The 23696-nt window shown below is 44.3% G+C and carries 17 protein-coding genes and 2 pseudogenes; 4 read left to right on the top strand and 15 right to left on the bottom strand.

Features of this window, described 5'->3' with window-relative positions:
- Positions 1-2 precede the first annotated feature (2 nt).
- The 15 genes and pseudogenes from murG to leuO all read right to left on the bottom strand — a co-directional run bounded on the left by murG (position 3) and on the right by leuO (position 18344).
- On the bottom strand, positions 3-1088 hold the full coding sequence (murG, locus tag PSI14_RS12985) for an undecaprenyldiphospho-muramoylpentapeptide beta-N-acetylglucosaminyltransferase (protein ID WP_273576291.1): 1086 nt from the start codon (positions 1086-1088) through the stop codon (positions 3-5).
- Complete coding sequence (ftsW, locus tag PSI14_RS12980) at positions 1085-2278, bottom strand: cell division protein FtsW (RefSeq protein ID WP_273576290.1); 1194 nt, start codon at positions 2276-2278, stop codon at positions 1085-1087. Before ftsW ends, murG begins: the two co-directional genes overlap by 4 nt.
- Complete coding sequence (gene murD / locus PSI14_RS12975) at positions 2278-3588, bottom strand: UDP-N-acetylmuramoyl-L-alanine--D-glutamate ligase (RefSeq protein ID WP_273576310.1); 1311 nt, start codon at positions 3586-3588, stop codon at positions 2278-2280. The genes ftsW and murD overlap by 1 nt, the downstream gene beginning before the upstream one ends.
- Positions 3589-3605: 17 nt before the next feature.
- On the bottom strand, positions 3606-4691 hold the full coding sequence (gene mraY, locus PSI14_RS12970; RefSeq protein WP_273576289.1) for a phospho-N-acetylmuramoyl-pentapeptide-transferase: 1086 nt from the start codon (positions 4689-4691) through the stop codon (positions 3606-3608).
- Positions 4685-6067, bottom strand: coding sequence for a UDP-N-acetylmuramoyl-tripeptide--D-alanyl-D-alanine ligase (murF, locus tag PSI14_RS12965; protein ID WP_273576288.1), 1383 nt, complete (start codon positions 6065-6067; stop codon positions 4685-4687). Before murF ends, mraY begins: the two co-directional genes overlap by 7 nt.
- The gene (murE, locus tag PSI14_RS12960; protein WP_273576287.1) at positions 6064-7551 is read right to left on the bottom strand and encodes a UDP-N-acetylmuramoyl-L-alanyl-D-glutamate--2,6-diaminopimelate ligase; all 1488 of its coding nucleotides are present in this window, start codon (positions 7549-7551) and stop codon (positions 6064-6066) included. Before murE ends, murF begins: the two co-directional genes overlap by 4 nt.
- Positions 7538-9320, bottom strand: a pseudogene (gene ftsI, locus PSI14_RS12955) (peptidoglycan DD-transpeptidase PBP3). Before ftsI ends, murE begins: the two are co-directional and overlap by 14 nt.
- A 27-nt stretch (positions 9321-9347) precedes the next feature.
- Positions 9348-9668: a cell division protein FtsL gene (ftsL, locus tag PSI14_RS12950; RefSeq protein ID WP_273576309.1), complete on the bottom strand. Its 321-nt coding sequence runs from the start codon at positions 9666-9668 to the stop codon at positions 9348-9350.
- Positions 9665-10609 (bottom strand): 16S rRNA (cytosine(1402)-N(4))-methyltransferase RsmH, encoded by a 945-nt coding sequence (gene rsmH, locus PSI14_RS12945; protein WP_273576286.1) that lies wholly within the window; start codon positions 10607-10609, stop codon positions 9665-9667. Before rsmH ends, ftsL begins: the two co-directional genes overlap by 4 nt.
- A 2-nt stretch (positions 10610-10611) precedes the next feature.
- A complete protein-coding gene (gene mraZ / locus PSI14_RS12940) occupies positions 10612-11070 on the bottom strand; it encodes a division/cell wall cluster transcriptional repressor MraZ (RefSeq protein WP_273576285.1) in 459 nt (152 codons plus the stop codon).
- Positions 11071-11739: 669 nt separating this feature from the next.
- Positions 11740-12747, bottom strand: a complete 1008-nt coding sequence (gene cra, locus PSI14_RS12935; RefSeq protein ID WP_273576284.1) for a catabolite repressor/activator — start codon at positions 12745-12747, stop codon at positions 11740-11742.
- A gap of 88 nt (positions 12748-12835) precedes the next feature.
- Positions 12836-13327, bottom strand: a complete 492-nt coding sequence (ilvN, locus tag PSI14_RS12930; RefSeq protein WP_273576283.1) for an acetolactate synthase small subunit — start codon at positions 13325-13327, stop codon at positions 12836-12838.
- Between the two features lie 2 nt (positions 13328-13329).
- Positions 13330-15057, bottom strand: coding sequence for an acetolactate synthase 3 large subunit (ilvI, locus tag PSI14_RS12925; protein ID WP_273576282.1), 1728 nt, complete (start codon positions 15055-15057; stop codon positions 13330-13332).
- Between the two features lie 227 nt (positions 15058-15284).
- Complete coding sequence (locus tag PSI14_RS12920; protein WP_370688857.1) at positions 15285-17084, bottom strand: AMP-dependent synthetase/ligase; 1800 nt, start codon at positions 17082-17084, stop codon at positions 15285-15287.
- A gap of 312 nt (positions 17085-17396) precedes the next feature.
- The gene (gene leuO / locus PSI14_RS12915; protein ID WP_273576280.1) at positions 17397-18344 is read right to left on the bottom strand and encodes a transcriptional regulator LeuO; all 948 of its coding nucleotides are present in this window, start codon (positions 18342-18344) and stop codon (positions 17397-17399) included.
- Between the two features lie 1033 nt (positions 18345-19377).
- On the opposite strand from leuO, the gene leuA reads away from it, so the two are divergent.
- The 4 genes and pseudogenes from leuA (at position 19378) to mutH (ending at position 23667) form a co-directional block, all read left to right on the top strand.
- Positions 19378-20967, top strand: a complete 1590-nt coding sequence (leuA, locus tag PSI14_RS12910; protein WP_273576279.1) for a 2-isopropylmalate synthase — start codon at positions 19378-19380, stop codon at positions 20965-20967.
- Positions 20968-20969: 2 nt separating this feature from the next.
- Entirely contained in the window at positions 20970-22109 is a 1140-nt protein-coding gene (gene leuB / locus PSI14_RS12905; RefSeq protein WP_273576278.1) for a 3-isopropylmalate dehydrogenase, read from the top strand.
- Positions 22110-22236: 127 nt separating this feature from the next.
- Positions 22237-22359 (top strand): annotated as a pseudogene (locus tag PSI14_RS12900) (SgrR family transcriptional regulator); the annotation flags it as partial.
- 627 nt (positions 22360-22986) lie between these two features.
- The gene (mutH, locus tag PSI14_RS12895) at positions 22987-23667 is read left to right on the top strand and encodes a DNA mismatch repair endonuclease MutH (protein ID WP_273576277.1); all 681 of its coding nucleotides are present in this window, start codon (positions 22987-22989) and stop codon (positions 23665-23667) included.
- Positions 23668-23696: the final 29 nt, after the last annotated feature.

The raw sequence follows: 23696 nt of genomic DNA, 5'->3' as shown, positions 1-23696 counted from the left end.
TTCTACTTGGAACGGCCTGAATAATTCTTTACAGCCTCGATCAACGCTGCTGCTACACGCTCGGTTGCATTGATGATAGCGACCGAGCGTGCTTTTTCTGCCATTTCCAGCAATTGTGGGCGTTGCCACTGAGTCAGTAGCTCTACGACAGCATCAACCGTGAATTCGGGCTGTTCCAGTATCTTTGCTGCTCCCGCTTTTTCTAAAGGCAAAGCATTCCAATATTGCTGACGATCTTTATGCTGGAAAGGAACAAAAATCGCAGGTAAGCCTGCGGCGGAAACCTCACTGACCGTAAGTGCGCCAGAACGGCATACGACAATATCGGCCCATGCATAAGCCTGTGCCATATCGTCAATAAATTCAGTCACTTTGAATTCAGATTTGACTGAATTCTCATATTTTTTCTGCGTTTCTTCCTGAGCACCCTTTCCGGCCTGATGCCATAAGCTGATTTTATCGCCCAAACGAGCAGCCACTTCCGGCATAGTTTGGTTCAAAATCCTTGCTCCCTGGCTACCGCCAACGACAAGCACCCGAACAGGCCCCTCACGCCCAGTCAAACGCTGCGCTGGTACTGGCAATGCGAGTACATCTTCCCTCACGGGGTTACCAACAACCGGCGCTTTAGGGAATGCCCCTGGGAATGCCTGTAAAACCGTTTTGGCAATTTTGGCCAACCAACGATTAGTCAATCCCGCAATGCCATTCTGCTCATGCAGTACAACCGGTATGCCGCATAACCATGCCGCTATTCCACCAGGCCCAGAGACATATCCGCCCATTCCCAGCACAACATCCGGCTGATAACGGCGCATAATGGCTTTTGCCTGTCGAATAGCCTTAAAAATTCGAATGGGGGCAGCAAGCAATGCTTTTATTCCCTTACCCCGCAAGCCTGAAATCTGAATAAATTCGATATCAATGCCATGTTTCGGAACTAAATCGGCTTCCATGCGATCCGCAGTTCCCAACCAGCGAATATCCCAACCTTGCTCTTTTAAATGGTGAGCAACTGCCAGCCCCGGGAACACATGACCTCCCGTACCGCCTGCCATCACCATTAAACGCTGGTTTTTGCCACTCATTTAGGACTCCTTACGAACGCCTGCGCTTTTGCCAGACGTACTTCATAATCAATGCGCAATAACAAAACCGTGGCCGTTGACATCACTATCAAACTGGAGCCACCGTAACTGATTAAAGGTAATGTCAATCCCTTCGTCGGCAACAGACCTGCCGCTACGCCAACGTTGATGAATGTCTGAAAACTGAACCATATGCCGATGGCACAAGCCAGAAAACCAGAGAACCGTTGATTAAGCTGCAACGCCCTGCGACCGATCATCATTGCGCGAAAAGCGACGAAAAATATCATTGCCAACACTAAAGCAACACCGAAATAACCTAATTCTTCGGCAATAACGGAGACAATAAAGTCAGTATGGGATTCCGGCAGATATTCAAGTTTCAGGATTGAATTTCCCAGTCCTTGCCCAAAAAAAGTTCCACGGCCAAATGCCATTAACGATTGGACTAATTGATAACTGCTGCCAAAAGGATCTTCCCACGGATTCAGGAAAGAGGTTACCCTGCGCATACGATAAGGCTCAGTAATAATCAATACGCACACAGCAAATATTCCGCAGCCAATAATGGCAAGGAATTGCCACAACTTAGCCCCCGCCAGAAACAGCAGTGCCAGTGTTGTCACAAATAATACAATCACTGTCCCCAAATCAGGCTGTGCCAATAACAAAATTGCCAATGCAATCATGACACCCATCGGCTTGCAAAAGCCCCAGAAATTGTTCCTTACTTCTTCAACTTTCCTAACCAAATAGCTGGAGAGATAACAAAAGAGTGATAGTTTCGACAGTTCTGCTGGTTGAATACGCAATGGGCCTATCGCTACCCAGCGTGATGCACCATTGATTGAATTTCCCACAAACAACACCATAAGCAGCATCATGATCGTGCCTAATAACATGACGTTGCTATAACGCAGCCAGAAGTCCATCGGAATGCGCAGCGTAATAAGGGACAGGAAAAAACACAGTGACAAGTAAATTCCATCCCGTCGTGCAAAGATAAGGGGATCTTCGGCAAGACGCTGACCAGCGGGCATTGATGCCGACGTTACCATGATAAAACCAATCATGGCCAACCCTAATACCATCCAGACCAAGGTACGATCATACATAACGGTATTTGTGGCATCTGCCTCCACATTTCCCGTCAACCAAGTTTTAAATTTCCCAAGGCCTGGAATGGTCATCAGCCTAACTCCTCTGCCAAACGAGCAAATTCATGACCACGATGTTCAAAACCGTTGAACTGATCGAAGCTCGCGCAAGCGGGTGACAGCAATACCATGTCGCCAGAAACCAACTTGCATGCAATTTCTTTCATCGCCTGTTCCATTGTTTCTGTCAGTGTTGAAATTTCAGGACGCAATTGTGCCAATTGCCCTCCATCACGACCGAAACAGTAAAGACGAATGAGATTCCCCGATATATAGGGTTTCAGTGGGGTAAAATCCGCCGCTTTTCCATCTCCCCCCACTAAAAGATAGAGTGTGCCTGCCAGCCTCAATCCACTGAGCGCCGCTTGGGTGCTGCCAACGTTGGTTGCCTTGGAATCATTCACCCAACGGACACCATTTCTCATATGAACTACCTGAAAACGGTGCTCCAATCCGGCAAAAGTACGTAAAGCCTGAAGGCTGGCTGCGCGAGGGATACCTACAGCATCCGCCAAAGCTAACGCAGCCAATCCATTAGTGTAGTTATGTTGCCCAGCCAACTGCATTTCACGCATTGCCAACACTGGGTGTTGATTGACCAGCAGTTGTTGATGTTCACTATCAAGCTGATAATCACCGTTATTCACACCAAAACTGATACAACGGCTATCTTTGCCTGTTTCTGGCAATGTCAGAGCATCTTGTTCATTGACTACGCAGATTTTTGCCTGATTATAAATTTGTAATTTCGCCGCGCGATACTGTGACAATCCTTGCGGATAACGAACCATGTGGTCTTCTGTAACATTCAGTACGGTCGCTGCCGCTGCTTTCAAGCTATAAGTCGTTTCAAGTTGGAAACTGGACAGCTCCAGTACATAGAGCTGGTAAGGTTGTTTCAGTAATTCCAGAGCAGGGACACCAATGTTGCCACCAACACCAACCAGCCATCCCGCTTCTTTTGCCATTTCGCCAACCAGGGTGGTCACGGTGCTTTTACCATTTGACCCCGTAATGGCAACAATCGGTGCAGTCGCTTCACGGCAAAACAGCTCAATATCTCCGATAATTTCAACACCAGCATCCGCCGCCGCCTGCAATTCGGATGTCGCCAGTGCAATACCCGGACTGGCAACGATTAAATCAGCATCCATCAGCCACTGTTTATTCAAACTGCCTGTGTGGCACTCAACTTCATCAGGCAGCTTATCGCTGCCCGGTGGTACTGTACGAGTGTCCATCACACGCGGAGTCACACCACGTGTAATAAAAAAGTCAACGCAGGACAAACCTGTCAGCCCTAACCCAACAATAACGACTTTTTTACCCTCATATTCAGTCATGAATAACTTAGTCATGATTAACGTACCTTCAGCGTTGCCAAACCAATCAACACCAGTATCAGGGAGATAATCCAAAAGCGCACAATAACGCGTGGTTCTGGCCAACCTTTCAATTCATAGTGATGGTGAATCGGCGCCATGCGGAAAATACGCTGTCCACGCAATTTGAATGAGCCAACCTGCAAAATGACAGATAGTGTTTCCACCACGAAAACTCCGCCCATGATCACCAGCAAGAATTCTTGGCGCAGCAATACTGCAATAGTTCCCAATGCTCCACCCAGGGCCAATGAACCAACATCCCCCATAAATACTTGCGCTGGGTAAGTGTTGAACCACAAGAAACCCAGTCCTGCACCAACTATCGCAGTACAGACAATCACCAGATCAGAGGCATTAATCAGATAAGGAATATTCAAGTAAGCAGAGTAATTAGTGTTACCAGTTGCCCACGCTACCAGGCCTAAACCCGCCGCAACCAATACTGTTGGCATGATAGCAAGACCATCCAGTCCATCAGTCAGGTTCACGGCATTACTGGTTCCTACAATCACGAAATAAGTCAGCAAAATGTAAAGCAAACCCAGCTGCGGCATGACATCTTTGAAAAACGGCACCACTAATTGGGTTGCAGGTGTATCTTTGCCGATGCTGTACATAGCAAACGCTACGCCCAGAGCAATAATGGACTGCCAGAAATATTTCCATCGGGCAATTAGCCCCTTGGTATCTTTGCGAACCACTTTGCGATAGTCATCCACAAATCCCACAACACCATAACCCACTAAAACAACCAAGACACACCAGACATAGGGATTATTCAAATTCGCCCATAGCAACACAGAGGTCGTGATGGAAAATAAAATCAGTAATCCTCCCATCGTTGGTGTCCCACGCTTGCTAAAATGAGATTCTGGGCCGTTATCACGTACAACTTGACCTATTTGCAATTTTTGCAGATAAGCAATCAAAGTTGGCCCCATCCATAGTGATATGAGTAATGCAGTAAGCAAACCGACGATGGCTCTGAACGTCAAATAAGAGAAGACGCGAAAACCTGAGTAATAATGATTGGTCAAATATTCGGCTAGCCAAACTAACATTGGAAGTTCTCCTTCAATACGTTCACTACCTCTTCCATTGCGGCACTACGTGAACCTTTAATTAATATGGAAATCATTTCATGTTGTTCCAATAAGGGAAGCAGCGTTGCAACTAATTCAGCCTTGTTTATGAAATGCTGCCCTCGACCACTCGCGCCACTAATATGGGCACTGAGAGTCCCGACGCTGAGTACCTTGTCTATATTTGTGGAAGCTACTGCTTCGCCCACCTCATGATGGCACTCTATCGCCTGATCCCCCAACTCTCCCATATCACCAACTACCATAACCCGATAACCGGGCATCTGCGATAACACATTCGCCGCAGCAATCATGGAACCAGGATTCGCGTTATATGTGTCATCCAATATCACTTTTCCCTCAGTCAGAAGGATAGGGAATAAACGTCCTGCAACCGCTTTCAGTTCTGAAAATCCAGTCCGAATATCATCCAACGATGCACCAACAGAAATTGCGAGTGCACTGGCAGCCAATGCATTGGCAATATTGTGTTTCCCCGGCAATGGTAATGTCAGTTCAACACTCCCGACTGGGCTATGGAGACAAAAATGCGTTGCCAATGGTTGTTCTAAAATATTCGTTGCGTAAAAATCAGACCCTGCCGTTGATGAGACAGAAAAACGCCATACCGTTTGCTGATCGCTGATACTGTGCTGCCAATGGTTCCAATCATTGCTATCCAGATTGATAATGGCGGTTCCAGTCGGAGCAAGGCCTTTAAAGATCTCGCCTTTTGCCTTTGCAACTCCAGCCAAAGAGCCAAATCCTTCCAGATGGGCAGAAAAGAGGTTATTGACTAATGCACTTTCAGGACGAGTCATCTCAGTGGTATAGGCAATTTCACCGATATGATTGGCTCCCAGTTCAATAACCGCAAACTGGTGTTCATCAGTAAGCCTGAACAGGGTTAATGGCACTCCAATGTCATTATTGAAGTTACCTGCAGTATAAAGGGTGTTTCCACACTGACGCAGAATTGCCGCAGTCATCTCTTTTACAGATGTTTTGCCCGATGAGCCGGTCAAGGCCACAATCTTTGCTTTACTTTGCTGACGAACCCAACCCGCCAGTTTTCCCATCGCCAGACGAGTGTCGACGACAACGACCTGAGGACAGTCAATATCAAGGCGACGACTGACCAATAACGCGCTGGCTCCTTGCAGTGCTACAGCAGCGGCGAAATCATGGGCGTCAAATTTTTCCCCTTTTAACGCAATGAATAAACTGCCATGCATGATCTGGCGGCTATCAGTTTCCACGGTATTAATTTGCAGAGTTTCAGCTTGCTGATCAGTAACGCGATATAACTCGCCATCCGTCAACTGAACCAATTTCTGTAGTGTCAGGGGAATCATGCAATTACCCCCAGCAAACGCGCAACGGTCAGGCGATCTGAATAATCCAGACGACGATTGCCGACCAGTTGGTAATCTTCATGACCTTTACCTGCCACAAGAACAACGTCTTCTTCAGTGGCCTGCATAATGGCACTGGTGACAGCCTCAACGCGCCCATGAATTGCCATTGCCTGTCCCGGATCGATGAATCCTTCCAGAATATCAGCCACAATTGCCTGAGGTTCTTCATTGCGAGGATTGTCATCAGTGACAATCACACGATCAGCGCCTTGTTCTGCAACGCCCCCCATTAATGGGCGCTTGCCTTTATCACGATCACCACCACAACCAAACACGCACCAGAGTTGCCCTTTGCAGTGCAGACGTGTCGCAGACAATGCTTTTTCCAAAGCATCAGGAGTATGGGCATAATCAACAACAACTGTCGGACGACCAGCAGCAGAAAAGACTTCCATGCGCCCACAAACGGGTTCCAGACAAGAAGCCGTCGATAACAGTTTCTCCCGGGGATATTCCAGGGACAACAAAGTAGCAAGCACCAGCAGTAAGTTGCTGACATTGAACGCGCCCATCAGGGGACTATTGAGTGTTCCGTTCCCCCAACTGGAAGTAAATGCAATGGCGGCACCTTTATCATGATAATGAACTTCACTGGCCGATAACCAATGCCCCTGCCAATTTTCCGGCAAGTTATTTTCCATTGAGACAGCCACTGCATCCGGCAAACGGGACAACCACTTTTGCCCAACTGCATCATCAGCATTGATGATTTTCTGCTTCGCATTATGGCTGCTGAACAATAGCCATTTAGCATCTTCGTAATTTTCCATATCACCATGATAATCAAGGTGATCTCGGCTTAAATTAGTAAAAACAGCGGCTTGAAATGGCAGTGCAGCCACTCTTCCCTGAATCAGACCATGCGAAGAGACTTCCATCGCAGCAAAGGTGGCGTTTTGATTAACAATTTGCTGTAAATCAAGCTGAATATCAACCGCAGAGCCTGTCGTATTTTCGCTGGGTACTATCATGCCCAACAAACCCTTTCCCACCGTTCCCATCACGGCGCTGGTTTCTCCAAGCCCTTGAGTCCATTGCGCCAATAATTGTGTTGTTGTCGTTTTTCCGTTGGTTCCAGTCACTCCGACCAATTTCAGCTTATTGCCAGGATGTTGGTAAAACTCACCGGCTAATTTTGATAATTTATTATTTAAATCATCCAGATAGATAACAGGCACACCGTGCATTTTCTGCATCGTGCCACTATCCGCTTTTCCCTTCGCTTCTGCAATCACCGCTGAGACACCTTGAGCGATGGCTTGAGGAATATATTGTCGACCATCTGTCTGATGCCCTTGAACGGCAACAAACAGATCTCCGGCAGCCGCCTTACGGCTATCCAATGTCATTTCGCGCAGCGGAAGCTCTGGTGCATCAACACCCCATGGAGCCAATAAATCGCGTAAATTACGATCTGCCACTTTTATCCTCTTTATTTATTAATCATAAATTCGTTTTTATCACCTACAGGCAATGCATCTGGCTCAACATTCATCTTATGCAGAACACCACTCATGATCGCGCCGAAGACAGGTGCTGCAACCGCACCGCCGTAATATTTACCTGCTTGTGGATCATTGATGATTACAACCAGTGCAAACCGTGGACTACTCGCAGGTGCAATCCCTGCGGTATAAGAAATATGCTTATCATTGAGATACCTGCCATCCGGCCCGACTTTTCTTGCCGTACCCGTTTTAACGGCAATGCGATAACCTTTTATCGCTGCCCGTACACCACCGCCTCCCGGTAATGCCACACTCTCCATCATGTGAACCACTGTCCGCATAACATCTTCAGGAAATACCCGGGTGCCCTGTACGGGAGGATCAACTTTGGTGATTGACAGTGGGCGATAAATGCCCAAGCTTCCTATCGTTGCATAGACCCGCGCTAACTGTAGCGGTGTTACCGTCAGCCCGTAGCCAAAAGAAAAGGTGGCCCTATCAAGATCTGACCACCGTTGTTTATTTATTGGAAATGAGCCACTACTTTCTCCGACCAGCCCCAAATTGGTCGGTTTTCCCATCCCAAAGCGTGAATAAACATCTACCACCTCTGAGGCAGGCATCGCTAACGCCAGTTTAGAAACACCAACGTTACTCGACTTTTGTAAAATTCCGGTGATAGTTAACTCAGGACGTGGAGCAACATCTTTGATTTCATGCCCCCGCGAACCATACGTTAATCGGTATGGTCTGGTGTCCAGCACCGTATTTTCTTTGACAATGCCATTATTCAGCGCACTCATTACCACCAGCGGTTTCACCGTGGAACCAGGCTCAAAAGTATCGGTGATGGCGCGGTTACGCATCGCATCTTTTGACGCCCCGACAAAATTATTTGGGTTATAAGATGGGCTATTTGCCATTGCCAGAACTTCACCTGTATTGACATCAACCAATACGGCTGTACCAGATTCTGCTTTGTTCAATTCAACCGCTTTCGTCAGTTCTTGATACACCAAAGTCTGAAGCCGTCTATCTATGCTAAGCGTCAGATCGTGACCAGCCTTGCTATCCGTAGATGAAATATCCTCAATAACACGCCCCATTCGGTCTTTACGAACAGTTCGGCTTCCCGGCATGCCTGTCAGCCAGCTATTAAAGCTCTTTTCAATTCCTTCAATTCCTACGCTATCTATGTTAGTCACCCCAATAATATGTGCAGTCATTGATCCTGCCGGATAATAGCGGCGGTTTTCTTGACGCAAATAGATACCGGGCAGCTTCAATTCCTCAATATAATTGCCGATAGAGGTAGTCACTTGGCGGGCTAGGTAAACAAAGCGCCCTCTGGGAAACCCATTAATTTTACTTTTTAATTGTTCAAGGGGAATGTGAAGCTCACTAGCCAAGGCCTGCCAGCGGATATCATCTGTAACACCGCCTTTTTCAAGTACTTGCTGGGGATCTGCCCAAATAGCATTAACAGGAATACTAACAGCCAGTGGACTCCCATTGCGATCATTGATCATACCACGGGCAGTCGGGACAAATTCGACGCGCAGGGAACGCGAATCACCTTCCTTTACCAAACGCGTAGGATTGAGGATCTGCAAATAGGCAGCACGAATCAAAAGCCCGATTAAAGCAAACCCAATGCCTCCACACAGCAAGGCAAAACGCCAGCTTACAAAACTTGCTTTATCTTCTCGCTTTTTCGACTTTAAAGAGCGTGCAGCTTTCATCGCCTACCTTTTGGTTGTCAACTGGAGTCATTCAGTTATCACTATATTTTCTTTGGTTGGATCAACGTGTTGCATCTGCAATTGTTTAATCGCATTCTGTTCAACCCGACGATGCTCACCCAGAACGTTCTCTTCAAGGAGCAAATTACGCCACTCATTATCCAGAGCATAAAACTGGATCACTTGACGCTCTTTTTCCGCAGTCAATAAACGGGTTTTATGTACGACCGTCACAACACTGATGGCTGAAACAACAACTGCCACCAGCAAAATCAGTGGTAGCTTGGCATTGCGAATTAAATCCCCGCCAATAACTCCGACTAACCCGTGACGTTCGCTAGCCATTATTCACCCGTTTTCTCGGCAAACCGCAAAACAGAGCTTCGCGCTCTTGGATTTGTGGCTACTTCACCCTCTGAGGGTTTCATTTTTCCAATGGATTTCAGACTTCTTCCCCCCAGCGTTTTTAATTGCGCTTCCGTGAGAGGCAAACCGACTGGAACTTGTGGCCCCTGGCTGTTGTGTCGGATAAAACGTTTCACTATGCGATCTTCCAACGAATGGAAACTGATGACAGATAATCGCCCTTGTGGTGCCAGAACGCGCAATGCACCCTCTAATGCACGTTCGATCTCTTCCAGTTCACTGTTAATGTAAATCCTGATAGCCTGAAAACTGCGTGTTGCCGGATGCTTATGCTTTTCCTTAATTGGGCTTGCTTGAGCAATTAACTCTGCCAGCTCGCGGGTACGCGTAATTGGTTGTTCCTGATTGCGTGCCACAATGGCTCTTGCAATGCGCTTGGCAAAACGTTCTTCACCAAACGTTTTCAACACCCATGCGATGTCATCGGCTTCGGCCTTCATCAACCACTCTGCGGCAGACAGCCCACGGGTGGGATCCATACGCATATCCAATGGCCCATCACGCATAAATGAAAAACCACGTTCTGGATCATCCAATTGCGGGGAGGAAACCCCTAAATCCAGCAATACACCATTAATTTTTCCAACCAGACCCGCATCTTCTATATAAGTTGCCAACTCAGAAAATGGCCCGTGTATGATAGAAAAACGCTTGTCAGTAATGGCCTTTGACGCTTCAATGGCTTGTGGGTCACGATCGATCGCAATTAAACGCCCATTAGGTCCTAATTGCGACAAAATCAGGCGAGAATGTCCCCCTCGCCCAAATGTTCCATCTATATAAATTCCATCTTCTTGAATATTCAGTCCATTGACAGCTTCATCCAGTAGTACACTGGTATGCTCAAAATGACTATTTGCCATGTTTATAGTGATAAGTCCTGTAGTCTTGCTGATAGAGGTTCTTGTGTGGATTGTTCAGCCGCAATATCATTCTGCACCTGTTGATACCAAACTTGCTCATCCCACAATTCAAATTTATTAAATTGCCCAACCAGCATGACCTCTTTTGTTAGCCCTGCGTGCTGACGCAACGTATTAGCTAATAAAAGACGCCCTGCATTGTCCATCTGGCATTCACTGGCGTGCCCCAATAACAAACGCTGAACACGACGCTCAGCGGGGTTCATGCTGGATAAGCGAGATAATTTTTCTTCGATGATTTCCCATTCGGGTAATGTATAAAGCAACAAGCACGGCTGATGGAGATCAATAGTACAAACCATTTGACCTGTTGATTCCTCATTCAGCATTTCTCTATATCGGGCTGGTACAGTGAGCCGCCCTTTATTATCGAGATTAACCAGCGTTGCTCCACGAAACATACTCAGGTTACCCCTTGATGGCCCAAATCTCCACATTATCCCACAAATCACCACAATGAAGAGTTTACGGATGGTATGAAAACCTTGTCAAGCCAGAGCCGGTGCGCTTTAGCTAGATTTACAGAAAGATTGGGAACAGAAAAAGAAGGATTCTTAATTTTTAGCTATAACAATAATAGATAACACTATGATAATTTTGAATAATTTAATAGCACCACCAAGAGCCTTATTAGAAATAGCGTTTAGTGTAAAAAATTACCACTTAAATTAATTTATGTAACTCATATCTCATTGTTGTTCAATTGTTAATAACATACAATCTATCAATAATAACAATATATTTGAGTTACAATAGTATAAAAAAATAATAACATATTGAAATTCAGTATTTATCTACAAATATAAAACGATTACATATCAACCGAATAAGAGACCAAGCTCCCAATAATAAGTGACATTCACAAATAATAAGTAACATTCATAAATAATAATGTTTCAATATGAAATTATTGATATTGTTGATTTAAATAATACGTTATTAATTTTAAAGGTCACAAAAGGATGTTTAGAAGAATTTTAGTCAGAATAGTCTCAAAATTAACCAAAAAAGCGTATTTTGATAATTTTCAGCAAGTAAATAGCACCCTCATCTTTAATGAGGGTACTCAATTAGGCCTTCCGACTCAGCTTACCACGACGACATAAATGACGACGCATTCTGGTTATTCCGGGGGTCGGACGTTGTTTTTCATCCAAACTGGCTAGTACCAGTTCAAGAGCACGCTCAGCGACATCACGATGGCGTTGTGCCACAGACAATACCGGGCATTCAAGGAAATCAAGCAACTCATGATCGCCAAATGTGGCGATAACCAATTGACTTGGTAAGCGGCCACTGCGCTTGAGAAGCGTATCCATGACTCCCTGAAGCAGTGCAAATGAAGTGGTATACAATGCCTGAGGAACGGGGTTCGTTTCCAACCATGATGTAAATACTTCAGCCGCAGCTTCACGCTCATAGCTATTGGCATAAAGATAGTTTACTTCCCGTGGATCATGCTCCCATGCTTTGCGGAAACCTTGTTCACGCAAGAAACTGACCGATAATTCAGGCAATGCTCCCAAATAAAGGACTGACTCAGCAGGAAATTGCTGCAACTCCTGTGCCAGCATCTTCGCATCTTCGAGATCATCCCCAACCACACTGATAAAGTGCTCACTGTCCAAAGCACGGTCAAGAGCAATGATTGGTAATGAGCGATTTGTCCAACGCTGGTAGAAAGGATGCTCAGGCGGCAAGGCCGTGGAAACAATGATCGCATCAACCTGACGTTGCAAAAGATGTTCAACACAGCGCATTTCATTATCGGGCTGATCTTCAGAACACGCGATCAATAATTGATAGCCACGCTGCCGTGCCTGACGTTCAAGATAATTGGCAATGCGCGTGTAGCTTGTATTTTCCAAATCGGGTATGACTAAACCAATTGAACGGGTACGCCCCGCCCGAAGACCAGCAGCAACAGCATTGGGATGGTAATTATGCTCCTTGACCACTGCCATCACTTTTTCTACTGTTTTATCGCTGACCCGATACTGTTTGGCTTTACCATTGATGACATAACTGGCCGTAGTACGTGAAACACCTGCTAAGCGGGCGATCTCATCCAGTTTCACATTAACCCCTCAGTAAGATTATGAAAAAGCCCTACTTTACAGTAGGGCCCCATGAATATCTGTATTTTAACCCGCAGATTGCGATTTTTCATCGCATAATTTTCTCTCCGCGAGAGACACCAACAATGCCCGAACGCACCACTTCCACAATCTCCGCGACCTCTCTGACTGAATCAAGAAAAGCATCCAGTTTTTCGCTCGTCCCCACTAATTGGACGGTATAGAGTGTTGAAGTCACATCAACGATCTGTCCGCGAAAAATATCCGTGCTGCGTTTAATCTCCTCCCGGCCATACCCACTGGCTTGTAATTTCACCAACATGATCTCACGTTCAACATGAGGCCCTGCCGTTAATTCGTTGACCCGCAGCACATCTACCAACTTATGCAATTGCTTTTCAATTTGCTCCAATACCTTGGCATCACCTTTGGTCTGAATAGTCATGCGTGACAATGTTGGATCTTCAGTAGGAGCAACCGTCAAGCTTTCGATGTTATAACCCCGCTGAGAAAACAAACCAACCACGCGAGATAACGCTCCCGATTCGTTTTCAAGTAATACAGACAAAATCCGGCGCATGATCAGGTCCTCTCTGTTTTGCTTAACCACATTTCATCCATTGCTCCTCCACGGATCTGCATTGGATAAACATGCTCTGTTTCATCAACGGTAACATCCACGAAAACCAGACGTTGATTTTCAGTGACTTCATGCAAGGCTTGAGTCAGTTTTGTCTCCAACTCATCGTAAGTCTGGATGGCGATGCCAATATGACCATAAGATTCCGCCAATTTGACGAAATCAGGCAGGGATTCCATATAGGATTGAGAATGACGCCCCGCATATATCATGTCCTGCCATTGTTTCACCATGCCCAAGAAACGGTTGTTTAAATTCAGCACCAAAACAGGTAAGCCATATTGCAAGGCAGTAGACAACTCTTGAATATTCATCTGGATACTGCCATCCCCTGTCACGCATACCACCGTAGCATCAGGTTTTGCCAGCTTCACGCCAAGTGCGGCAGGCAAACCAAAACCCATAGTTCCTAATCCACCGGAATTGATCCAATGCCTTGGTTTATCAAATGGGTAATGCAGAGCGGCAAACATCTGATGCTGACCAACATCTGACGCAAGATATGCTTCCCCTTTAGTTAGACGATAAAGCGTTTTAATTACGGCTTGTGGCTTGATCTTCGCTGTAGTCTGATCGTAATCCAGACACTTGCGGCTGCGCCACTGTTCAATGGAAAGCCACCAATCTTTCAGAGCATCAGGATCTTGGGTATCTTCCGTGGAATCCAATAATTCCAGCATCTGACCAAGCACCTGTTTAGCATCTCCGACAATAGGGATATCTGCCGCCACCGTTTTCGAAATCGAGGTTGGATCGATATCAATATGCAGTACAGTCGCTTCCGGACAATATTTTTCCAGATTATTGGTTGTTCGATCGTCAAAACGCACACCCACAGCAAAAATCACATCGGAATTGTGCATCGCTTTATTAGCTTCGAAAGTACCGTGCATCCCCAGCATTCCCAAACTTTGGCGATGAGTTGCAGGGAATGCCCCCAATCCCATCAACGAACTAACGACCGGAATGTGAAAACGCTCAACCAGTTTCGCCAATTCTGACGTACATGCTGAATTTATGGCACCACCCCCGACATAAAGCACAGGCTTTTTTGCCTCTATCAGGGTATTCAACGCCCGCTTAATTTGTCTCTTATGTCCCTGAACAGTAGGGTTATAAGAACGCATGTTGATTTTTTCAGGGTACACATACGGGAATTTCAATGCAGGATTGACAGTATCTTTGGGAAAATCGATTACAACAGGCCCGGGCCGGCCACTTGCGGCCAGGTAAAAAGCTTTTTTAATTGTATTGGGGATGTCTTCTGCTTTTTTCACCAGAAAACTATGCTTCACGATGGGGCGGGAAATTCCTACCATATCGCACTCCTGAAAAGCATCATTACCTATCAGGGAACTGGCAACCTGACCAGATAACACCACCATGGGAATTGAATCCATGTATGCGGTTGCGATTCCCGTAATGGCATTCGTTGCCCCTGGCCCGGATGTCACCAAAACAACCCCGACTTTTCCCGTACAACGTGCATATCCATCCGCCATATGAACAGCCCCTTGTTCATGGCGAACCAAAATATGCTCGATGCCTCCAACCGTATGCAGGGCATCATAGATATCCAATACAGCCCCACCCGGATAGCCGAACACGTGTTCAACGCCCTGATCGATTAGCGATCTGACAACCATTTCGGCTCCTGACAGCATCTCCATCGAGTTTGCCTCCAAGCTATGTTTGCAAGTTAATCGTCAGAATTTCATAAGGTAACGAAAAAAGTTACCTTATTTATTCCATTTATTATTTATGTAGAGTGAATTGAGTTTAATGCTGTTTCAATAACACTAAGTTAACTAAAATAACGTTAGATATAAACGTTAGCAAACATCAATTCACATACTGCAAACATTTGTTCGGTGAATAGCCGTATTTTTGCCTATCTTCAATCCCGATACATGGATTCAATTTCGCTCTGATAACGCTGAGAGATAATCTTGCGCCGCAACTTTAATGTGGGCGTTAATTCTCCCTTTTCCATCGAGAAGGCTTCCGGCAAAAGAATAAATCGTTTGACCTGATGGAATTTAACAATATTTTTCTGCATTTCCTTCAAACGCTGTTCAAACAGCTCTACAACCTGATGGTCGCGCAACAACTCAAGACGATCACGATAATGGAGATTGATTGATTTCGCATACTCCTCCAGCGCTTCATAGCTGGGAACGATCAGTGCAGAAACGAATTGGCGGGCATCGGCAATGACTGCAATATGTTCAATGAAACGATCCTGTCCTAACATCCCTTCAATCATTTGCGGGGCAATGTATTTACCTGTTGACGTTTTCATCAAATCTTTCAGGCGTTCGGTAATAAATAAATTACCGTCATCGTCAAGTCCCCCTGCATCACCTGTCCGCAACCAGCCATCCTCAGTAAAGGCGTGAACAGTTTCCTCTGGGCGGTTGAAATAACCTTTCATTACAATAGGGCCACGCACTTGGATCTCCCCTTCCGTGCTGATACGGACATCAACACCAGGCAATGGCGTACCAATTGAACCCAACAGATAATTTTTTTCTTCCCAGCAGGATACCGTGGCGCAGGTTTCTGTCATGCCGTATCCATATTTGATATTCAGACCAATGGACAGGAAAAAACGGGTAATGTTATCGTCGAGGCGTGCTCCCGCCACTGGCAAGAAACGTACCCGTCCCCCCAAAAGATTACGGAGCTTGTTCAACACCAATTTGTCAGCCAATTGATAACTACAGCGCGTGAATGGACAACCTTTTTTATTCTTCTGCTGATGCATCCAACGGCTTTCTCCCCGCTTCAATGCCCAATTAAAAATCATCCTGCGCCAAAAAGGTGCACGGGAAACTTTGTCCAAGATCGCGCTATGAACTTTTTCATAAAAGCGGGGAACAGAACACATGACCGTCGGGCGAATATCAGACATTGCTTCGCGCACAAAATTTGTGTCAGTCAAATAGACATTCAGGGCAGCAGTGTGCATGACATAATAGCTCCACGCCCGTTCGAAGATATGGGATAGGGGAAGGAAGCAGAGCGATACATCTTGGTTGGTCAATGTTAATCTCTGGTCATGCAGATAAAGCTGTGAAGCGATATTACGATAATCCAACATCACTCCCTTTGGCTCTCCCGTTGTACCCGAGGTGTAGATTAGCGTGAAGAGATCATTTAAATCCCGATCAGCAATACGGCCATCAAGTTCAGCCTGATATTGTGAATGGTCATTGTCAATGAAAGCGGATAAATACAATGCCTGCGGACATCCTTGCAAATCCACAGATTCATCCATCACAATAAGATGAGCAAGTTTGGGGCACAGTTCAATCAGCGCCATCGCAATGTCATATTGTTCCTGCCCACCAACAAATAACACCTGTGCTCCTGCATCATTGAGAATAAATGCAGCCTGATCACAAGTGCTAGTCGCATACAGCGGCACTGTCACAGCCCGAAGTTGAAGAATAGCTAAATCAGCCAATGACCATGCCATACAATTCTGTGCAAAAATACCAACTTTTCCCTGCACTTCTATTCCCAATGACAGTAATGCTCTTGCCACAGATTTCGTTGTGCATTCAACCTGCCGCCAATTCATTTCAAGCTGTTCTGATGGTGACCATTGCCGAAATGCAATTTTTTCTGGATATTCATTGGCTTGCTGCTGCAATCGGTTAACCAAGTGATAGGAATGCAGAGAATCTGTTATCACAATATATTCCTGTATAAGTCTTTTATTCAGCGTCTTCAGTAAGTGTATTACCTACTTTTCAGCTTACAGATGTTAGCTATTTTCGCGCAGTCTACCTATTCCTAGTAAAAGGGGGAAGTGCATTTTTGTTATCTTCTTCCTTTGAATGGGAAAATATTTGCAGGGTTTATCGAGAATTAAGAGTCCTACGAATCAATAGTCCTACGAATCAAGAGTCCTACGAATCAAGAGTCCTATCCCGGTGTGCAGCTATCCGATACTCTGTTGAAGGGATAGGCTCTCATTTCATATGTTCTGCTTTAATATGATTTATTCTTGTTCACCAAGATGGCTTAACAGTGATTTCATCCACTGGTGGCCTTTATCCCGATCGGTTGAACTATGCCATATTAAATAGCAAGGACGAGAAATTCGACCATTAGGCAAAGATACTGAACAAATATTTAACTGTTCAGAATAGTGTTCAACCATCCATTTTGGCACAATGGCAACTAAATAAGTCTGAGAAACAATATTAAGAACACTATTTAAATCCGTTCCCTGATAAGAAACAGAACGCAATAATTCATTGTTTTCATAGTAAGGCTTACTGAATGAATCTGCATTATCCAACGCAACAATAGCATGTCTTTCTTCCTGTAATTGCTGCTGGGTAACTCGCTTATCAATTCTAGGATGATGTTTAGAAACGGCCAGAACCAATTCATCATTAAACAGAGGATAATTATGAAAGTCAGGGCGTTCTAATTGGGTATAACTGATAACGAATTCTATTTCCTGATATTTTAATTGCTTCTCAATATCATTACTGATTTGTGTTTTAATGACAACTTCGATATTAGAAGCATGTTTTTTTATTTGCCCAACAATCTGAGCCGCTAAACGAATATCAAGAGGGCTACAAATAGAGAGATTAAATACCCTTGTACTATTATCGGGATCAAATCCCACTCCGGGCAATTCATTATGGACAATTTGAAGAGCTTGTCTGAGAGGCCCAAAAAGCTGTTTTGCCCTTGCTGTTGGCTGAATACCCCGGCCATAACGAACAAATAATTCGTCATCAAACATCGTCTTCAAACGCGCTACCGCATTACTGACAGCCGGCTGTGACATTCCCAATGCCTGAGCTGCGCGTGTAATATTCTGCATTTGCATTACAGCATCAAAAACAGTAAGCAAATTAAGATCTACACTGCGCAATTGAACATCGCATGGCTCTTTTTTTCCTGTAGTTACTGAGTTGTATTCAGTCATTATTTCACTCCACTAAACTTATAGCAGTGATCTCACTAAATAATGGAATATTGGCTGTTTTTAAATGCAACATTTAGACATCATAAACAACCTTACCAATTAATAAGATCAATTACCCCAATTTGTTGGAAAATAAATTGAGAATCTTCCTTGTACAAAAATCAAATATGCATAACCAATGCATTCTTATCTATGCAACCGTAATATTTTATAAGCATGAATATTAATGCGTTATATATGAATAGGAATAACTCAACTTACACTAGCGACTTACATCACAAACGATCAGTCAATAATGACAAAGTGAAGAGTAGAAACAACTCATAATAAAATGACTACATTCCAACTACTTATAAAAAACCTCTATTAATATTCTCTATCAAAAAAATGATCAGATGTATTTAATAGAAATTAGTTCTTCCAATATATCGAGACACAATTTATTAATATTCTATATGGTTATGATTGCTTAACCTAAAAAACACTGTAGTTAACATCCATCATTCCTTGTTCCTTAGAACCCGTCAGTATGTATCCGCATTAAAGCAGTCTAATAAAACATCACATATAATTAACTGTATAAAATAACAGATACACATTTATCATCCATCAGAGCCGGATTTTACTCCATATATAGATATGAAAAATAGATAAAAACATCGCTAAAAATGTAAAAAATAGTCACCAAGTCCAATGACTGTTCAATAAGCAACCAACAACGAGCATGATCCACTCTGAATTTATACTTATACTGCTTGACATTGTTTTTTAGATAAAGTATCTATAAATACATCGAAACTTAAAACTCAGTTAACAAATTTACAAAGGTTAGCTCACATGACCCACTCTATTCTTCTACTAAGCCTACTACTTATCGCCTTTAATGTGCGCGGTATGCTGGTGGATGAAAAACAGAGTTAAGTTGACCTTCATCAGAAACGAAAACCCGCGCACCGCGCGGGTTTTTTTTACCTGCTCGGCGCTCAAAAATAAAAAATGATCACCTAACTAGTCTACCTGACAGGAGCACAATATGAGCCAGCAAGTTATTATCTTCGATACCACATTGCGTGATGGAGAGCAGGCATTACAAGCCAGCCTGAGTGTGAAAGAGAAACTGCAAATTGCTTATGCATTGGAAAGGCTGGGAGTTGATATCATTGAAGCAGGTTTTCCAGTTTCTTCTCCGGGGGATTTTGAATCAGTTCAAACTATCGCCCGTGAAATCAAAAATAGTCGTATTTGTGCCTTATCCCGCTGTGTTGACAATGATATTGATGTCGCTGCTGAAGCACTGAAAGTTGCTGAAGCCTTCCGCCTGCATATGGTACTGGCTACCTCAAATCTGCACGTCGAACATAAATTAAAAAGAACCTTTGATGATGTTGTTGAAATGGCGGTTCGCTCCATCAAGCGGGCACGCAACTACACCGATGATGTCGAATTTTCCTGTGAAGATGCAGGTCGTACAAATATCGATAATCTGTGCAAAATTGTTGAGCAAGCCATCAAAGCAGGCGCAACTACAGTCAACATTCCAGACACTGTTGGCTATACCACACCTTATCAATTTGGCGGTATTATACGCACATTGTTTGATCGCGTACCCAATATTGATAAAGCCATTATTTCAGTCCACTGCCACGACGATTTAGGCATGTCCGTCGCTAACTCCATCACCGCAGTTCAAGCAGGTGCTCGCCAGATAGAAGGTACTATAAATGGATTGGGAGAACGTGCAGGCAATTGCTCACTGGAAGAAGTGATCATGGCGATCAAAACACGCCAACAAATGCTGGGAGTGCATACCAATATCAATCATAAAGAAATTTACCGTACCAGTCAGTTGGTGAGTCAAATTTGCAATACTCCGATTCCCGCCCACAAAGCTGTTGTAGGCAGCAACGCGTTTGCCCACTCTTCTGGTATTCATCAGGATGGAGTCCTGAAAAATCGTGAAACTTACGAGATCATGACACCAGAATCTATCGGCCTGAAAGATACTCAGTTGAATCTGACTTCGCGCTCTGGACGTGCCGCCGTGAAACATCGTATGGCAGAAATGGGCTATCAAGAGAATGGCTACGATCTGGATGCGTTATATCAGGCATTCTTGAAATTGGCAGATAAAAAAGGACAAGTGTTTGATTACGATCTGGAAGCCTTGGTTTTCATCAATCAACAACAGCAAGATCATGAGCATTACCGTCTGGATTATTTCAGCATCCAGTCAGGCACTAACTTAGTCCCCACTGCGACCGTTCGTCTGGCTTGCGGAGATGAACTCAAGTCTGAAGCCTCTACAGGCAATGGTACAGTTGATGCTATCTATCAGGCCATTAACCGCATCACTGGCTATCCATTGGAATTAATTTCTTATCAACTATCCGGCAAAGGACATGGCAAAGATGCCCTTGGTCAGGTTGATATTATCGTGGAGTGTTTTGGCCGCCGTTTCCATGGAATGGGTTTGGAAACTGATGTCATTGAATCCTCTGCCAAAGCAATGATCCACGCCCTGAATAGCATCTGGCAGACAGAACAAGTAGAAAAAGAAAAGCAACGCATTTCCCAAAGCAATATCCAAGACGACAACCAACACAACACAAAGGAAACTGTATAATTATGTCTTCGAGCCAATCTATTTCAAATAACGCAACGCCCAGCAAGCAAGAAGCCAATCACTATCATATTGCGGTTTTGCCCGGTGATGGCATTGGCCCTGAAGTTATGAAGCAAGCCTACAAAGTGTTGGATGCCATCCGTCATCGTTTCAATATCCGCATCACAACCAGCGAATATGATATAGGAGGGATAGCGATTGATCATCACGATACGCCCTTGCCACAAGAAACGATTTTTGGCTGCGAAAAAGCTGACGCGATCCTATTTGGCTCCGTAGGTGGCCCAAAATGGGAACACCTCCCTCCTGCAAAACAGCCAGAACGAGGGGCATTATTACCATTGCGTAAGCATTTCAAATTATTCAGTAACTTACGTCCGGCACGCTTATATGTCGGCTTAGAATCTTTTTGTCCCCTTCGCCATGATATTGCCGCCAAAGGCTTTGATATTCTATGCGTCCGTGAACTGACTGGCGGAATTTATTTCGGGCAACCCAAAGGACGTGAAGGTGAAGGGAAATATGAACGAGCTTTCGATACTGAAATTTATCACCGTTTCGAAATAGAACGGATCGCCCATATTGCATTTCAATCCGCACGCAAGCGTCGCCATAAAGTCACTTCGATTGATAAAGCAAATGTTTTGCAAAGCTCCGTGTTATGGCGTGAAGTTGTCAGTGAAATCGCCAACAATTATCCAGATGTTGAAATCGAACACATGTATATCGATAACGCCACTATGCAGCTGATCAAAGATCCGGCGCAATTTGACGTTATATTATGCTCCAATATTTTTGGAGATATTTTATCCGATGAATGCGCCATGATCACCGGTTCAATGGGAATGCTGCCGTCTGCCAGCCTGAATGAAAAAGGCTTTGGCTTATATGAGCCTGCTGGCGGTTCAGCTCCTGACATTGCAGGTAAAAACATCGCCAATCCAATTGCCCAAATATTATCCACAGCATTGTTGCTGCGTTATAGCCTTGGGCACCTTGATGCCGCAGATGCCATTGAACAAGCGGTTAACCGAGCTTTGGAGCAAAATTATCGTACCGCTGATCTCGCCGGTAATGGTAAAGCCGTCAGCACCGATGCAATGGGCGATATCGTTGCACGTTATATCACCGAAGAAATTTAAGAGGCTGGGAATCATAGCTAACCAGCCTGAATTTCTTCGCTAACACAGACAATTCCTTTTCCCGTTACGTTGCGTTGCATTGAATTGCACTTATCAACGAAAAGCCAACGAAAAAAGCCAGTAAGTTATCTTACTGGCTGACAAAAAGACTGAAGTTACCTTGCAATCATTGGCTGATATTCTGCATTATTCACGTCGTCACGTCCGTTCTTTGCTGAACAACATGCAACAAGCCAGTTGGTTGCAATGGTTTGATTTTAAATTTGTCTGATTTACGCCTTCAGAAGGATAATTCACAGAAAAAGCTAAAGTTATAAACATTTATTGTCTGGCTCAAACCATTTTATTCACCTTTTCTGTGGATATGTATGTGAAAAAGCGAGGGGTAAGACGGGTATACTTTTATTACATACTTTTACACTCGCTATAGGCGTAAATAAATAACCATTATTTTTCATTGTGTTAATACATTTTATTCCTCTTTTAACAATGCATCTCACACATAAAAATTTACGTTCTTTCTTACTTTGGGCAAATATCAACCATTGGTGAAATTATCCACAGGATATGCCTTTTAGTTAAACAAAAAACGTCTATTTTTGTAGAAAACCTCATTCATTAGGGCTGTAAATCAAACCAGTGATCTCACTTTTTATCACTTATCCCATAGTTCTGTGGATAACATGGTGTAAGATCCTGTTTATTATTACTGGGAATAGGTGAACAATCATAACAAGTCTATTTTTAATGCAAAGAACACAAATAAAAAAATCTTTTATATCATGCTATTATAAAAATAATCATGCTAATGATAAATTAATAATGATTTTCAAGAGTTCACGCGGACGTTTTTTAACCAAAAAAAAGACTCTATAACATGTACTTCACACCTCCGGCACCACCTGAAAATGAACAACAACTATTCGATCGTGCCTATTGTCTGGCTGGCTTATCTATGGGGGAACTTGCCGCGCTAGCCAAGCTTCCTATTCCTCCCAATTTAAAACGCGACAAAGGTTGGGTCGGTATGTTGCTTGAATATTATTTAGGTGCGAGTGCGGGCAGTAAACCCGAACAAGACTTTGAACATATTGGTATTGAGCTAAAAACAATCCCTGTGGATAGCAAAGGCTTCCCATTAGAAACAACCTTTGTCTGTGTTGCTCCTTTAACAGGTAACAGCGGTATTACATGGGAAAACTGTCACGTCAGGCGTAAATTATCTCGAGTCCTGTGGATACCCGTTGAGGGAGAAAGAAATATTCCGCTTTCCGAACGTCGCGTAGGCTCTCCATTACTTTGGAGTCCGAATGCCATTGAGGAAGAATTGTTGCGACGTGATTGGGAAGAACTCATGGATCTTATTGTACTAGGAAAAGTCGAAGGCATCACAGCCCGTCATGGTGAAGTGCTACAATTGCGTCCCAAAGCCGCCAATAGCCGAGCACTGACAGAAGCCATAGGAGAATACGGTCAGCCAATCATGACGCTGCCCAGAGGTTTTTATTTGAAGAAAGACTTTACAGCACCGCTATTGGCCCGCCATTTCTTTTTATAGCTTGTGGATAACCCGCCAAATGACCACCT

Source organism: Xenorhabdus anantnagensis (genome assembly GCF_028598555.1).
GTDB classification, from domain to species: domain Bacteria; phylum Pseudomonadota; class Gammaproteobacteria; order Enterobacterales; family Enterobacteriaceae; genus Xenorhabdus; species Xenorhabdus anantnagensis.
This window is presented reverse-complemented; position numbering and strand designations above follow the sequence as displayed.